Origin of the sequence: Helicobacter typhlonius, assembly GCF_001460635.1 — a bacterium.
In the GTDB taxonomy this organism is placed as follows: domain Bacteria; phylum Campylobacterota; class Campylobacteria; order Campylobacterales; family Helicobacteraceae; genus Helicobacter_C; species Helicobacter_C typhlonius.
Window position 1 is genome coordinate 867640 of record NZ_LN907858.1, and the last position, 14713, is coordinate 882352.

15 protein-coding genes and 1 pseudogene are annotated in these 14713 nt (G+C 40.8%); 9 read left to right on the top strand and 7 right to left on the bottom strand.

The features are described from left to right. Positions 1-61 precede the first annotated feature (61 nt). The 4 genes from BN2458_RS04300 to BN2458_RS10380 all read right to left on the bottom strand — a co-directional run bounded on the left by BN2458_RS04300 (position 62) and on the right by BN2458_RS10380 (position 5041). Entirely contained in the window at positions 62-1114 is a 1053-nt protein-coding gene (locus BN2458_RS04300; RefSeq protein ID WP_034327224.1) for a CapA family protein, read from the bottom strand. Between the two features lie 40 nt (positions 1115-1154). Then, positions 1155-2741, bottom strand: coding sequence for a bifunctional indole-3-glycerol phosphate synthase/phosphoribosylanthranilate isomerase (gene trpF / locus BN2458_RS04305; RefSeq protein ID WP_231944859.1), 1587 nt, complete (start codon positions 2739-2741; stop codon positions 1155-1157). 70 nt (positions 2742-2811) lie between these two features. After that, positions 2812-3906, bottom strand: coding sequence for an autotransporter outer membrane beta-barrel domain-containing protein (locus tag BN2458_RS04310; protein WP_231944860.1), 1095 nt, complete (start codon positions 3904-3906; stop codon positions 2812-2814). Next, positions 3836-5041 (bottom strand): hypothetical protein, encoded by a 1206-nt coding sequence (locus tag BN2458_RS10380; protein ID WP_231944861.1) that lies wholly within the window; start codon positions 5039-5041, stop codon positions 3836-3838. Before BN2458_RS10380 ends, BN2458_RS04310 begins: the two co-directional genes overlap by 71 nt. Positions 5042-5268: 227 nt before the next feature. Here BN2458_RS10380 and BN2458_RS04315 point away from each other — a divergent pair, with 227 nt between their 5' ends. Continuing rightward, positions 5269-7386 carry a carbon starvation CstA family protein gene (locus BN2458_RS04315; protein WP_058122051.1) on the top strand — a complete coding sequence of 706 codons (2118 nt, stop codon included), beginning with the start codon at positions 5269-5271 and terminating at the stop codon, positions 7384-7386. A gap of 82 nt (positions 7387-7468) precedes the next feature. Here BN2458_RS04315 and BN2458_RS04320 read toward each other — a convergent pair whose 3' ends face one another. The 3 genes from BN2458_RS04320 to BN2458_RS04330 are packed head-to-tail and all read right to left on the bottom strand — an operon-like array spanning position 7469 to position 8770. Further along, positions 7469-8161 (bottom strand): hypothetical protein, encoded by a 693-nt coding sequence (locus BN2458_RS04320; RefSeq protein WP_034342138.1) that lies wholly within the window; start codon positions 8159-8161, stop codon positions 7469-7471. Next, positions 8145-8378: a hypothetical protein gene (locus BN2458_RS04325; protein ID WP_034342137.1), complete on the bottom strand. Its 234-nt coding sequence runs from the start codon at positions 8376-8378 to the stop codon at positions 8145-8147. Before BN2458_RS04325 ends, BN2458_RS04320 begins: the two co-directional genes overlap by 17 nt. After that, entirely contained in the window at positions 8348-8770 is a 423-nt protein-coding gene (locus tag BN2458_RS04330; RefSeq protein WP_034342136.1) for a glycosyltransferase family 2 protein, read from the bottom strand. The genes BN2458_RS04325 and BN2458_RS04330 overlap by 31 nt, the downstream gene beginning before the upstream one ends. 124 nt (positions 8771-8894) lie before the next feature. Between BN2458_RS04330 and kcuS the strand changes: the two genes are divergently transcribed. The 8 genes and pseudogenes from kcuS (at position 8895) to BN2458_RS04365 (ending at position 14677) form a co-directional block, all read left to right on the top strand. Next, positions 8895-9131, top strand: coding sequence for a KCU-star family selenoprotein (kcuS, locus tag BN2458_RS04335; protein WP_052082031.1), 237 nt, complete (start codon positions 8895-8897; stop codon positions 9129-9131). Between the two features lie 309 nt (positions 9132-9440). Continuing rightward, positions 9441-10493 (top strand): microcin C ABC transporter permease YejB, encoded by a 1053-nt coding sequence (yejB, locus tag BN2458_RS04340; RefSeq protein WP_034342131.1) that lies wholly within the window; start codon positions 9441-9443, stop codon positions 10491-10493. Continuing rightward, positions 10486-11517 (top strand): annotated as a pseudogene (locus BN2458_RS04345) (ABC transporter permease); the annotation flags it as partial. The gene yejB and the pseudogene BN2458_RS04345, both read left to right, overlap by 8 nt. A gap of 133 nt (positions 11518-11650) precedes the next feature. Beyond that, positions 11651-13291 (top strand): ATP-binding cassette domain-containing protein, encoded by a 1641-nt coding sequence (locus BN2458_RS04350; protein WP_034342128.1) that lies wholly within the window; start codon positions 11651-11653, stop codon positions 13289-13291. 9 nt (positions 13292-13300) lie between these two features. Beyond that, positions 13301-13984 (top strand): 3-methyladenine DNA glycosylase, encoded by a 684-nt coding sequence (locus BN2458_RS04355; RefSeq protein WP_173644094.1) that lies wholly within the window; start codon positions 13301-13303, stop codon positions 13982-13984. Between the two features lie 24 nt (positions 13985-14008). Then, the gene (locus tag BN2458_RS09915) at positions 14009-14170 is read left to right on the top strand and encodes a hypothetical protein (RefSeq protein ID WP_156407281.1); all 162 of its coding nucleotides are present in this window, start codon (positions 14009-14011) and stop codon (positions 14168-14170) included. Positions 14171-14172: 2 nt separating this feature from the next. Continuing rightward, the gene (locus BN2458_RS04360) at positions 14173-14430 is read left to right on the top strand and encodes a hypothetical protein (protein WP_034328093.1); all 258 of its coding nucleotides are present in this window, start codon (positions 14173-14175) and stop codon (positions 14428-14430) included. Positions 14431-14473: 43 nt separating this feature from the next. Then, positions 14474-14677, top strand: coding sequence for a hypothetical protein (locus BN2458_RS04365; protein ID WP_034328095.1), 204 nt, complete (start codon positions 14474-14476; stop codon positions 14675-14677). Positions 14678-14713: the final 36 nt, after the last annotated feature.

Sequence of the window (14713 nt, forward strand, 5' to 3'; positions counted from 1 at the left end):
CGCTTTGAGGCGGTTTGATTTGGGGTAGCCAAAAAGCTACAAATTTAAAAAATTACAGAATCTACAAACCAATCTTGATATCACTTTTTCCCTGCGTGATGATATTCATATATTCTTTGTAGATTGATTTATAGTTTTGTAAAATAGTATTATTTAGCTCACTAAACCACATCAGCTTGAAATTCTTAAACTGCGCGTTGTAGTAGGTATAGATAAGCTCTGCGCGTGGATTTGAAAGCTTGACTTTGCCGTCCTTTACCTTTGTAATCTCTACACTGCCTAGCATACCAATGCGCTTATTTGTGCCTCTCTGCCCCGAGATGAGATTCCCTAGTGAGTAATACACCAATGTATCGCCTATCCATTCCGCAGGTTGCACCACGTGCGGATGTGTGCCAATGACTAAATCCACACCAAGCTCGGATAGAAGCTTAGCATATTGTTTTTGCTCGGCACTTGGGGCAAAGTCATATTCAATCCCCCAGTGCATTGACACCATTAGAAAATCCACTTTCTCGCGCACCGCGGCAATATCTTTACGCAACATCTCTTTCGTATAGACATTGACAAGATATTCTTTGCCCTTTGGCAATGGAATACCATTTGTGCCATATGTGTAGGCTAAAAGCGCATAGGTGATACCATTTTTTTTCAGAATCTGCACTTGATTGCGCTCGTTGAAACTGCCATAACTTCCTGCTGTGAGCGCGTTTTTACCACGCCAAAATTCAAGCGAAGAGAGCACTGCCTTTTCTCCTCTATCAAGTGTGTGATTATTTGCTAAAGAGACGAGATTAAAGCCTAAGGAGAGCATATTATCGCCAAATTCTTGAGGCGAATTAAACGCCGGATAAGTGCTTAAGCCGAGCTTTGTGCCGCCTAGAATCGTCTCTTGATTATAAAAAGCCAAGTCGTATTTTTTTGCGATTTCAAGCGCAGTAAGCATTTTGCTAAAGTCATAGCTGCCATTTTCTTGTTTTGCATCATTATATACAGAAGCGTGCAGTAGCGCATCTCCTGCCATAATGAGCTTTAATGAGCCATTACCCGCCCCATACACACTTCCACATAGGATTGCGTAGCATATCACTAGCACAGAGAGAAATTTTTTCATTGCTATCCTTTTATTTGAGTTGTGGCATTTTACTTAAAATCTAATGAGATGAAGCTTTTTTGGCTTGATAGGATTCTATGGTATGCAAAATCATTTTAATTTTATCTATATCTTTCACACCCGGCACACTCTCCACGCCCGAGCTAATATCAAGCATTGTAGGAGAGAGGGAAAGAAACTCATTGATATTATCCGCACTAATGCCCCCAGCGATACACAAATATCGCTCTTTAAGATGACAAAGCACATTTGTGTCAATCCTTTTCCCAGAGCCGCCGCCTTGCGCACTTTGAGAATCTACAAGACAAAATGCCCCCTCATAATCAGCGATAAAATCCTCTGCCTTAGCGATATTTTGCACTCCATAGAAGCAAAAAGTTGCCTCTTTAAGCGGGATATGCGCAAATGTATGCGGTGTGAGCGAGTCTAGTCCGTGTAACTGAATCGCATCAATATGCCCCTGCTCATAAAGTGTTTTTGCCTCATTGAGTGCATTTTTATCATCTTTTACAACCACTACGCGCAAAATATGCGGATAAAGCGAGTGCAGAGCCTTACTTATCTCCTTTATGCGCTTAGATTCTATAAATCGTGGGCTATTTTGGGCGAGGATAAAGCCCAGCATAAAAGTAATTTTGTGTTGATATTTTGTTGCCTCTTCCGCGATAAGTAGCGCGTTATCAAGATTTGTGATACCGCAAACTTTAAGCAGGATTTGAGAATCCCCCACCTGTGCAGATTCTATTTTTGTAGATTCTATATTATGGCGCGTGAGCGTGGGGAAAGTGTAGCGATAAAAGCGCGGTTGCTGATTTTTACCGATGAGAAAGGCATTTTTGAGTGATTGTAGGGCGCGAGTTGGATTATTGTGAGCGACAAGATAGCTTCCGCATAAAATCCCACTAAAGCCAAAGCTTCCCACGATAAAGGCGGAGTGGGGGGAGTTTATACCAGATTCAAACATCACTTGCGTGTGGGGCAGGGTGCTTGTGATTGCACTTTTGAGTGCGCACGCCTGAATAATATCAATCTCTAGCGTGTGGAGATTCCGCGCATTTATACCTACTAGCGTGGGATTGAGCGGAGCGATAAAATCAATCTCTTTTTGCGTATGTACTTCAAGCAGCGGCGTAATGCCATATTTGAGGCATTCCTCATAAATTGCTTGAAGGTGTATAAATCCTTTATCCTCATTTATAAACATTGCTGCGATAAGTAGCACCATATCTGCTCCAGCGCGATAGCTTATCTCAATTTCTTGGGGATATTGGATAAAGTCCTTGCGTAAAATACACGCATTAGGATATGCACTCTTAACTGCCATTAAATCCGCTAGAGAGCCTTTAAAATGCCGCTCCTCACAGAGCACAGAGATTGCTCCAGCTCCGCCATTGAGGTAGTCTTGCGCGAGTTTGATAGGCTCATCTATCTTGCTTAAATCCCCGTGCGAAGGCGAAGCGCGTTTAATTTCAGCGATAAAAAATGTGCTATCAAGTTTTGGCTTGATAAGCGGGTGGATTCTAGATTGAGGCACATTATGCCCGAGTGCAAAGCCTTTTTGAGTAATATCTTGCGCTCGCTCTTGTGTGATTTTATGCAGAATCTCAATCATTTTTCTTTCTTGCATTTCTTTCCTCGCATTATTGTCTTAAATCAATGTATTGTGTGGCTCTAAAAAGGCGCATTGTAGCATTTTATTAAAAATAATACGAGAGCGAAAGTGTGCCAGAATAGCTCTTAAAGTCTTTGTAGGATTGCGCATAAAGCCCATAAAGGATTAGGGAGAAATTTCGGTGCAGAGGCACAGAGCCGCCTAAATGCAGTGTGTAGCCTAGCGTATGTGCTACATCATTTTCAAGTGCTACATTACCCACATACGCCTTTGTCTGTGGATTCTGTATAAAGGCGTATTGCACATTGAATCCACCAAAAAGTATGTGTCGCTCTCCAAAATAATAGCGCATTTGCGCACCAAGCTGCGCGGCTAGAGTGTGATTTTGTGCAGCATTGCGCGAGAGGGCAAGTGCGCTTGAAGTGCCCTGCTCCTTGAGCGAATCTTGCAAACCAAGCGTATATTCAAGCCCCAAAAATGGCTTCACATAAAGCTTATTCAGCATAAGCGGATAGCCTAGTGTGCTTTGTAGCCCCATTTCCGCATAAGCAAAATTCGATTCAAATGTGCTTTGATTGATAAATATCTCTCGTTTGCTTTTGTGCGCTGTCCTGCCATAATAGCCAAGCAATGTAAGCTCAAGTCTTGAAAGAAAGAATCTATCATACACGCCCACAAGAAAAGTATTTGAATCAAGATGAGTTTGTGCGTGAGAGATCTTATTTGAACTTTGAGAAGTGCCATAGGTGGCAAAGGCACTCAAATGATGAATTTTCCCTTGTATTGAGGCATTGAGACTTGCGCCATAACTTGGAATGGAGAGGTTGGCACTTGAGCCATTAGCGGCAAAGGGCGTAATACTCACACCTCTTGGCTTATTTGGTGCGTAAAGAAGAGGCAAAGTGTTGCTTTGTAGCATACTCCAAAGGCTAAGACTAGAATCTTGTGTAATAAGCGGTGCGCCAGAGTTATATACATCATCGCTTAGTTGTGTGAGATAGGCTCTATTGCCATAGGTATAAACGCTTTGTGTAGAGGATTGCGCATTAAAGCTAGATTCAAGTGCGTCAAGAATTTGATTTTGCGTTTTTGACACACTGCTTAGAAAGTTATTGATTGCGGCGGTGTTTTTTTTGGATTGAGAGGGAATTGCCCTGCATTGTGGTATTGATAAACTCACTTTTGCGTCCATTGGTAAGAATTTCAAAATTTGTATTGCCTGTAACGCTCCCCGTGATAAGCTGATGAGAGCCTAGATTTGCTCCAGCTATATTAACTTGCACTTTGCCTTGATTCACCAGATTGCCTTCAAGCTTCCCTAGTACACCATTATATGCGCCAAAAATGAGCGTATTACCAGCATTATTTTCCATACCACCTCTTACGATGATACTTCCACCATAGATTTGCACACTAGAGCCACGAGTTTGCATATAATGGTTTAAGGCTTGATTATTTGTAAGCTTACCGCTAATGGTAATTGTCCCGCCATAGTTTATAAGATTCCCAGCACCCGGATTTGCCACATCAAAAATGCCATCGGCAGTTGGGTTGCCTCCATTTTGAAAATCCCCTGTGATATTTATCGTGCCATAATTTACTACCGATGAGAGTGTCAAATCTGTCTTTCCTGCACTTTGGTAGCCGGTATTTTCTACTTTGCCACTTAGTTCAATACTGCCATTGTTTTGGATTGCATTATGGAATCGTATTATGCCTGTATCTACGATGAGTCGTGTATTATTGCCAACGATTGTTTTGCTATTTGCAATGAAATAATCGCCATTGCTCACATTGAGCGTAGAGCCATTGCCAAGATATAAGTCATTTGCAGTTCCAATATAAACTTTTGATGAAGGTCCATATTCACTCGCGGGAATTCTTTGTCCTTTTTGTAAAATCACTTCAAGGGTGGCATTTTCATCAAGGACTAAGCCGCGTTGCACGGCGAGTGTGTGAAAGTCTTCTATGGTAAGCTTTGATTGGGTGCCAATGTGGAATCCTCCTACCATAAATACTGAATTTCTAAAACCATAGGGGTTTTGTGGTGTTTTACCAAAAAAGACAAGCGAGGAGGAACCACCATTAGTTGAGTAGCTAAAATCAAAAGCCCTAGGATTAAAAAAGCCGGGTGTGCCAAAAGTGCAGTATTGATTCCCACAAGTTGCGGTGAGATTATCAAATCTTCTTTCTCCATTTTGTAAAATAATTTGACTTGGAAGATTATTTGTATAATCTCGTGCCACAAGAGAAAGAGGCAGGATAAATAAGCACAAGATTAATGAGTAATATAGAATCTGCAATATTCTATTCATTCTGCCCCCCCCCCCTTAATTTATAAGCCTTATGTAATAATGTGTCATTTTACCCAAATAAATGATAATAAGACTTAACAAAGAACAAAGCAGGAAATACCCTTGATGTTACTAATCTGCATTAAGAAGACAAAAAGTTAAAGACTTCTTTAAATTTTAGCGTGGCTTTAAGTTTGAAGTATTTAGACTTTAAGGGCATAAATATTTTAAAAATGCGAAGGAGAGTTATGAATAAGATTCTAAGTATTGGCTTGTGGGCGGCGGTATCGCTGCTTGGTGCGTGGTGTTTTGGCGTTTTGGCATTACACACGGGAGAGACTATCTCGGCTGTATGGATTGTAGTCGCCGCAGTATGTATTTATGCGATAGGCTATCGCTTTTACTCAAAGTATATCGCATATAAGGTGCTAGGGCTTGATGATAATCGTGCCACACCCGCAGTTGTAAATAATGACGGACGCGACTTTTGTCCAACAAACAAAATCGTGCTTTTTGGACATCATTTTGCCGCTATCGCTGGGGCTGGTCCGCTTGTAGGTCCTATCCTTGCTGCGCAAATGGGATATTTACCCGGTATGATTTGGGTAGTAGTGGGCGTTGTGTTAGCCGGTGCGGTGCACGACTTCACGGTGCTTTTTATCTCTATGCGCCGCAATGGTAAGTCTCTGGGCGAAATTATTAAACTAGAGCTTGGTAAGCCTATTGGCACGATAGCGATGATTGGGATTTTAGGCATTATGATGCTTATTATTGCGATTTTGGCGCTTGTGGTGGTAAATGCTCTGGCTGAATCTCCTTGGGGATTATTTACGATTGCTATGACAATTCCTATTGCGATTTATATGGGGCTTCATATGCGTTATATCCGCCCGGGCAAGATTGGTGAAGCAAGTATATTGGGCTTTGTGCTTTTGCTTTTGGCTCTTTACTTTGGACGCGATGTCGCAGCAAATCCTACTTTGGCGGAGATTTTTACACTTACTCCAGTTACATTGACTTATGTAATGATTGTGTATGGATTCATCGCAGCGATTTTGCCTGTATGGTTCTTGCTCGCACCTCGCGACTACCTTAGCACATTCTTAAAAATCGGTGTAATTGTGCTTATGGCTGGTGGAATTTTGATTGTTAGACCTGAAGTGTGCTTTGAGAGTGTAACAAAGTTTGTAGATGGCACAGGACCTGTGTTTAGCGGGCAGCTTTTCCCATTCCTCTTTATTACCATTGCTTGTGGGGCGATTAGTGGATTCCACGCGCTTATTTCAAGCGGGACAACACCAAAAATGCTAGAAAAAGAATCTCACGCAAGAATGGTAGGCTATGGCTCAATGGTTATGGAATCTGCTGTGGCAGTTATGGCTTTGATTGCTGCGGTGATTCTCACTCCGGGCTTGTATTTCTCTATCAATGTCGCTCCTGCTGGGCTTGGCACGACAGGCATTAAAGATGTAGCAGAGGCAGCGGCTGTCGCGGCACAGACGATTAGTGCTTGGGGCTTTGTGATAACGCCTGAAGAAATTTTGGGTATGGCAAGAGAGATTGGCGAGAATAGCATTCTAAGCAAAACAGGTGGTGCGCCTACATTTGCGATTGGACTTGCTACTATTATTGCTCAAGTGCCTCTTTTTAATCAAGGCTCTGTGGCATTTTGGTATCACTTCGCAATTTTGTTTGAAGCACTCTTTATTTTAACTGCTGTTGATGCAGGAACTCGTGCTGGACGCTTTATGGTGCAAGATGTGCTAGGAAATGTATATAAACCTATCGGTAATATTCACTCATTATTCTGGGGCATTGTGGCAACTTTAATTTGTGTGGCTGGGTGGGGATATATCCTCTATCAAGGTGTTACTGACCCACAAGGTGGAGTAAAATCGCTTTGGACGCTCTTTGGTGTATCAAATCAAATGTTAGCAGGTATTGCATTACTCACCGTTATCACGGTGCTTTTCAAAATGGGTAAAGCAAAACAAGCGTGGGTGGCTATTTTACCTGCTGCTTGGGTGCTTATCAGCACACTATATGCGGGTGTATGCAAACTTCTCCCTGCAAATGGTGAGAGAGTTCACGATGCAGTGAGTCATATCGCACTTTGGCAAAACAATAGTGCAAAAGCTGCTGCTGAAACTGACCCTGCGTTGGCTGAAAGATTTGCGACTATTGCTACAAATAACCTCATCAATGCTTCACTCTGTGCGTTGTTTATGTGCGTTACTATCTTAGTGCTTATTCAATGTGTAAGAATCTGTTTGCGTTGCTCTAAAGGCACAAATGATATTCCACTTGCTGAAACTCCTTATCGCAAGGTAAGCGATTTTCAAGGACAACTAGCAAGTTCGCATTAGAATATGCCCCTTTTGGGGTATAAACCTTTCTTGTTTATTTTGTGAGAATCTTTGCATTTTGCGAGATTCTCGCTTTTCTCTTTTATCTCTTAAATATATTTTCACAAGCGCGTAAAATACTAAAAATATGTGGTGCAAAGTAGGCGAGTTTCTTTGAGGAGCCTACCCATTTTGTGTATGGCTCTAATGGTTTTAAAAGTGTGCGGAGATTTCTAGGGTCAGATTCTAATTTAAGTGCTCCAAAAGCCCAATCAATATATTTTGAAATAAATATGTTGAGTTTGTCTCTCATATCTTTTTCGCTCGGCGGTAATGTATCAATAAAGGCTAAAATACCTAAACATATATAAGCAATAGAATAAGAAAAATAGTATTGTTTTATTTTGAGATTGTTATTAAAGGTATTTGCGATGTCTGCTATATACGCAGGATAGGATTTTAGAGACTCACTTTTACTAAAAGCATAGTCCCCAGTAGAATTTGCTCTTATGCGATAAATATAAAGTGCAGATTTTATAACTTTTATAGAATCTGTCTTTACAAATAAAACCATACCAAACAAGATGTCTTCATTTCTCATATTTGGGCTAAAACGCAAGTTATCACAAAGTGATTTGTGAAACATACCGCCACATACAAACCAAAATAGATTTGCTTCTGTCCATATCTGTGTTGTGGATATATAATCTTTTCCAATATATTTCCTTAAGTGCAAATGATCTAAAAAATTGCCATTTGTGTGCGGGGTTATGCCATCTTCATAGAGTTTTTGCATATCCGTGTATAAGCATTTTTTTATCCCCAATTTCTTGCACACAAGTAGCGATACAATCATTTGTGAGCATATCATCTGAATCAACAAAGTATATATAGCTTATATCATTAGGTGGTGTGTTTGTGTGGGAGAAAATAATGCAAGAATTGATACTATAATCAATAGGTTTAAAGGGGATAGATAGGCTTAGGTTTTTTCTATGCCCCCCATTACACATTCTAGTGGCTCTCCTGTAAAGTAATTGATATTATTTGCGCTTAGGGCATTTGGCTTAAGCGTGGCTTTAAATGCAAAAGTAGGTAGCTTGTGAGATTCTAAATCTTGCCCTGATTCTATGATTGGTGTGAAATTAAAGCCATTGCTTATATATTCTAGCCCCATATTTCTTGCGCTTCCTTGCTCTCCATTGCTTTTGCAAATAAGTGTAATGCGATGATCTTTGTTAAAATATGTTTTTGCAATTTCTATGCTTTTATCACTGCTCCCATCATCTACAAGGATAATATTAAGATTCTTATAGCTTTGATTGATAATAGAATCTAGGCAATCTGCAAGATATTTTTCTACATTGTAGATTGGCACGATGAGTGCTACCTGTGATGCTTGCATAAAAGTCCTTGTATTTATATTTAAGCCTACATAATGATAGCACATAATTATTAAAGGAGCTTATGTGTGTAGTTAAACTTAATACACTATCATTGTGCGTGAGATTCTATGAACGCGGTGGGTTATGAAAGAGACAGAAAAAACGCGCGGCGGGAATTTTTTTAGCCTATGGTGGCAGAAGATTAAGTTGCTCTATAAACGTAGCGATAGGTTCTTGCACTTGCTTGTAGGAATGCCAAGCTATGATAAATATGTAGAACATATGAGAATCCACCACCCTGATGAGATTCCCAAAACGCAAAAAGAATTTTTTGCCGAAGCTTTAGAGGCAAAGTATGGTGCAGGCAGCACAAAATGCTGATAGAGAGATGTCGCAAGGTTTGCGAAAACAAATCTCTCTCCTTAGTAACATTTGGGCGAGATTCTATAAAACTTCTAAGGTATAGAATCAAAGGCAAGAGTTGAGTTTGTATCAAAGTAATTCAGTGAGACTTGGCGTGAAATTGAGTGTGGTAGTTAGAAACTTGTAGAATTTTAGAATCTTAAAAATAAGCGCGAGATTCTAAAGATTTTCAATAAAAGCTTCGTTAGGATTAATCAAGTTTAAATTAGACTTGATTAAGTTTGGGTGAAAACTAAAAGTATTGAGTGCGAGAATATGTGAGGTCAAATGCTAGGCTATATACTAAAACGCCTTATTCTTATTATCCCTACGCTTATAGGTGTTATTAGCATTAATTTCCTCCTTATGCAGCTCTCCCCGGGCGGTCCGGTTGAGCAGACGATTGCAAAGATTGAGCGCGCGGGGCAGGGCAGTGAAGCGAGTGTGGGGCAAAATAGTCTCTATAAAGGCTCGATTGGACTAGATATCGAACTCATTGAGGAGATTAAAAAACTCTATGGTTTTGATAAAAGCCTCGGTGAGCGGTATCTGCAAATGCTATGGAATTTTGCGAAGTTTGAGTTTGGAGAGAGTTTTTACGCGCAAACTGATGTGCTTACTCTCATTATCCAAAAGCTCCCTGTCTCTATATCTCTAGGTGTCTTTAGCACTCTTCTTATCTATCTTATCTCTATTCCACTAGGTATCGCAAAAGCCCTACACAATGGCTCTAAGTTTGATATGATAAGTAGCGTGGTGATTATTGTGCTTAATGCCATTCCGGCTTTTATGTTTGGCGTGGTGGCGATTGTGCTTTTTTGCGGTGGGAGCTATTTTGAGATTTTCCCTTTGCGTGGGCTTGTGAGTGAAAATTTTGATACTTTAAGCACTTTTGGCAAGATAAAAGATTATTTATGGCATTTGTTTTTACCTGTGCTGTGTATTTCTATTGGTGGATTTGCAACTTTGAGTATGCTTAGTAAAAATTGCTTTTTAGAGGAGATTCACAAAAGTTATGTAATATGCGCGCGAGCAAAGGGCGGGAGCGAAAATCACATTTTGTATAGGCATATTTTCCGTAATGCTATGCTTTTAGTGATTAGTGGATTCCCCGCGGTGTTTGTGGGAGCGTTTTTTAGCGGGAGTTTGCTTATTGAGATTATTTTTAGCCTTGATGGCTTGGGGCTTTTAGGCTATGAAAGCGTGGTTAATCGCGATTATCCCGTTGTCTTTGGCACACTCTATATTTTTACTTTTATCGCCTTAGTGCTTGGTATCATCACCGATGTGCTCTATTATTTCATCGACCCGCGTATTCACTTTGGGGGTAAAAATGCCTAAAGTAGTGCAAGATTCACATATAAGCATAGCGCGTATGCGTTGGCATATTTTTAGGCAGAATAAACGCGCCTTTTACTCGCTTATCTTATTTTGCATTTTCTTTATATTGAGTTTTGGAGCAGAGTTTATTGCAAACGACAAGCCCCTTTTTATCTATAAGGATTCTCAAATGTATTTTCCTGTATTTGTGGATTACCCCGAGAGCACATTTGGAGGGGATTTTGAAACAAGCTGCGATTATTTGGATAGCTATGTGAGAGATGAGCTTTTAAAAGATGCTTTTGTCCTCCGCGCACCCATTCCATATAGCTATGATAGTATCGTAATGGATTTAAATGCACAAGCACCCACAGGTCCGGATTCTAAGCATTGGCTTGGCACTGATGATAAGGCGCGAGATGTGGCGGCAAGGCTTATTTATGGATATAGAATCTCCATTATGTTCGCGCTCATTTTGAGCGTGTGTAGTGTGGTAATAGGCGTGTGCGCGGGAGCGATGCAGGGCTATTATGGTGGAATGGTGGATTTGGTGGGGCAGAGACTCATTGAGATTTTCAATGCTGTGCCTATTTTGTTTGTGATTATTATCATATCAAGTATGTTTGAGGCGAGTTTTGGCTGGATTTTGTGTGTGGTGTTAGCTTTTTCGTGGATGATACTTGTGAATCTCGTGCGGGCAGAGTTTCTCAAGGCGCGTAATCTCGAGTATGTCCGCGCGGCAAAGGCTATGAATGTAAGCGATATGCGTATTATGTTCGTGCATATTTTGCCTAATGCGATGAGCGCAACACTCACTTTCGCGCCCTTTATTATGGCTGGAAGTATTGTAACGCTTTCCAGCCTTGATTTTCTAGGCTTTGGTATGCCTGTGGGGAGTGCAAGTCTAGGAGAGCTTCTTGCGCAGGGTAAAAATAATCTCTCTGCGCCGCATTTGGGTATCACTGCGTTTTTTGCCCTGTGCGTATTGCTTTCGATACTTGTTTTTATCGGTGAGGGTTTGCGCGATAGTTTTGACCCGCATATCAAATTACACAGAGATTCTATAAATCTCGCAAACATTACACAGCCTATAAGTGCGGATTTTATAGAATCTACAAATGCCACAAGCGCGGATTCTGCAGGGAATTGTGTAAATACAGAATCCATAAAGGCAAACTATGCTAGAGATTAAGAACTTGAATGCGAGTTTTGCGCACTCTGGGCATTTTAGGCTGAAAAATATCGCGCTAAGTATCGCTCTAAAGGAGAGGGTGGCACTTGTTGGCGAATCTGGCTCGGGTAAAAGTATGCTCGCGCAAATGATTTTGAATCTTCAGCCAAATATTGCAATTCAAAGCGGCGAGATTTGCTTTAATGGCAAAAATGTGTTGAGCCTTAGCCCAAAGCAAATGCGCGTCTTGCGTGGAAATGAGATTGCCTATATTCCACAAGAACCGCTTTCAAGCCTCAATCCTCTCCAAAAGGTAGGAAAGCAGATAATGGAGAGTTTCTATCTCCACGCGCCCGCACTGCAGCCACATTTGCGCGGTAGGGCATTGCAGATAAAGGCGCAGGAGAGGCTCGAAGAGCTTTTATGCTTAGTGGGGCTAGATTCAAAATTCGCACACAGCTATCCATTTGAACTTAGCGGAGGACAAAAGCAGCGCGTGGCTATTGCGATGAGTATTATTAATAATCCCACACTTCTTATTTGTGATGAACCAACAACAGCGCTTGATGTGCTGGTGCAAAAGCAGATTATGGGGCTACTCTCAAACTTAGAACTAAGCGCGATTTTGTTTATTAGCCACGATTTGGGCGTAGTGCGGGACTTTTGCGATAAAGTCGTGGTGATGAAAGATGGAGCGGTGGTGGAGCAAGATAGCACGGAGCATATCTTTAACGCCCCTAGCCACGCTTACACGCGCTTTTTAATAGAATCTCTTACCTTGCCAAAGAGAGAGGGTAAAATATCGCAGAAGATTCAAAGCAACGATAAAGAGGCGTGGAATGGGGAGATTCACAATATAGGGATTCAAGACAAAGACACACAAACGCTTTTAGAAGTAAAGAATCTAAGCGTGGGCGTCTCTATGCGGAAGTTTTTCAAAACTTCTTTTAAAAGCCTTGTCTCAAATGTAGATTTTACTTTGCAAAAAGGGGAGATTCTAGGCATTGCTGGGGCTTCTGGGAGTGGGAAATCTAGCCTCTCGCTTGGGCTTTTGGGGCTTTTACAGACACAGGGCGAGATATATTTTCAAGGGAGATTGCACGAACGGACAAAGGATTTTTATATGTTACGCAATGCTATAAGTATCGTGTTTCAAGACCCTTTCTCCTCGCTCTCGCCGCGTCTAAGTATCGGCGATATTATCGCGGAGGCTTTGGGTGAGGCATTGAGTATGTGTAGGGATAAAGTGCAATGGGCTTTAGAATCTGTGGGGCTAGATTCACATTATATGCAAAGATACCCATTTGAACTTAGCGGAGGACAAAAGCAACGCGTGGCAATAGCGCGTGCTATCGTGCGCAAACCTGCTATCTTGCTCCTTGATGAGCCTACTTCTGCGCTTGATAAAAGCTCCCAAAAGCTTATTTTATCGCTCCTTTTGGAGCTTCAGGCACAACTGAATATGAGCTATATTTTTATCACGCACGATTTGGAGATTTTACGCGCTTTGAGTGATGAAGTGTTGATTTTGCATAATGGGCAGGTGGTGGAACAGGGCGTGAGTAAAGAAGTCTTTGCTAATCCACAAAATGCGTATGCAAAAAGCTTAATTGAGACATTTTTTAATAAGATTTTGGTAGAGAAGTGAGGGGTGATGATAGAATCTAGCTTTGATATATTAAGGGTGCTAAAGTCTCGTGGGCTTTTAGAGGGGAAGCCAAGCTGGTGGTGGGAAGGAGCAGGAAGCTTTGAAGTGGTTCTTGGAGCAATTTTAGTGCAAAATACGCAGTGGGCAAAGGTAGAGCAAATGCTTGAATCTATGGCAAAGGCTGGGATTCTAAGCGGGGATTGTCAAAAAGATTTAGAATCTATGGTGCGGGTGGATTCTATGATTTTACAATCACATATTATTGGTTTGCAGAGACAAAAATCAGCATATATTATCAATATTTCACGCGCGATTATAGCGGATTTTGGGAGTTTTGAAAGTTTTAAGGAAAATGTGGATTTTGAATGGCTTATAGCTCAAAAGGGTATAGGGCGCGAGAGTGCGTATGCAATTTTAAACTATGCTTGTGCGCGTGAGGTAATGGTTGTGGATAGATACACTTACAAGCTGCTTTGTGCGCTTGGTAGGGAAATAGAGGATTATGAGGAATTAAGGGCATTTTGTGAGAATGGGGTAAGAGAGAATCTTAGCGATGTATATGCACTTTATGCGCAGGATAAGGATTTGCAAGATATGAGTTTAGCGCAGATTTTTGCGCGATTTCACGGCAAGATTGTAGAGTTTAGTAAGCTTAAATGCGATATAAAGACACTTAAAGATAAGAAAAGATAAGAAAATTTTTGGAGGGAGTTAATAATGAAAACAATGCAAAAATTTATCCTTTTAGCCATAGTATTTGCTACGCAAGCCTACGCAGTAGTGCATAGCCACTCTGAAATGTCTTGCTTTGATAATAAAGGTAATGTTGCAAAGAATATACCACAGAGACAACAAGCATCACAGCTCCTCATTGTGTAGATGTGCGCTATGATGATTATCCTGCTGGGAAACATTGTATATATAAAAATTCATCAATATCAGCCTTAAGTGATAGGTATAATGAGTTAAGAAAAACACATTTGTTTTTGCCATCAAAACTACCTCAAAATAAAACTCAATTTTACAACAAAGAAAACGCAGTTGAAGTGATTATAGAGCAACCTACAAGCAATCAAATTTTTATTTATTTGGGCTTTGATGGCGATGAGGATAGTCATTTGATTACCTATGATGAATAAACTCACACAACCACACATACTACTTGTGTAGTTATGCCTTGATGTGAGGGAAGGAAGCGACAATAAAAATTTTTTTTGCCTTACACTTTCTTTTGTGTGGGCAGAGTATAGTTGCGATGAGCTCAAATGCACAGATTATAAAGTCGGGCTTGGTGCATTAGCTGGGATTCACAACACTTCTTTACACGACATATCAATACTTGGCGGGACATTATTTTTGGCTAGAATTTGGCTTTGGATTCAATAAATGGCTATAATTTAAAGCGTTTTTTACATAGAGTAG

Coding starts and splice junctions, on each gene's coding strand:
- kcuS (WP_052082031.1), top strand. CDS start 8,895: ATGAAAGAGACAGAAAAAACGCGCGGCGGGAATTTTTTTAGCCTATGG.
- BN2458_RS10380 (WP_231944861.1), bottom strand. CDS start 5,041: ATGAATAGAATATTGCAGATTCTATATTACTCATTAATCTTGTGCTTA.
- BN2458_RS04315 (WP_058122051.1), top strand. CDS start 5,269: ATGAATAAGATTCTAAGTATTGGCTTGTGGGCGGCGGTATCGCTGCTT.
- BN2458_RS09915 (WP_156407281.1), top strand. CDS start 14,009: ATGAAAACAATGCAAAAATTTATCCTTTTAGCCATAGTATTTGCTACG.
- yejB (WP_034342131.1), top strand. CDS start 9,441: ATGCTAGGCTATATACTAAAACGCCTTATTCTTATTATCCCTACGCTT.
- BN2458_RS04300 (WP_034327224.1), bottom strand. CDS start 1,114: ATGAAAAAATTTCTCTCTGTGCTAGTGATATGCTACGCAATCCTATGT.
- BN2458_RS04330 (WP_034342136.1), bottom strand. CDS start 8,770: ATGCAAGCATCACAGGTAGCACTCATCGTGCCAATCTACAATGTAGAA.
- BN2458_RS04350 (WP_034342128.1), top strand. CDS start 11,651: ATGCTAGAGATTAAGAACTTGAATGCGAGTTTTGCGCACTCTGGGCAT.
- trpF (WP_231944859.1), bottom strand. CDS start 2,741: ATGCAAGAAAGAAAAATGATTGAGATTCTGCATAAAATCACACAAGAG.
- BN2458_RS04325 (WP_034342137.1), bottom strand. CDS start 8,378: ATGTGTAATGGGGGGCATAGAAAAAACCTAAGCCTATCTATCCCCTTT.
- BN2458_RS04320 (WP_034342138.1), bottom strand. CDS start 8,161: ATGCAAAAACTCTATGAAGATGGCATAACCCCGCACACAAATGGCAAT.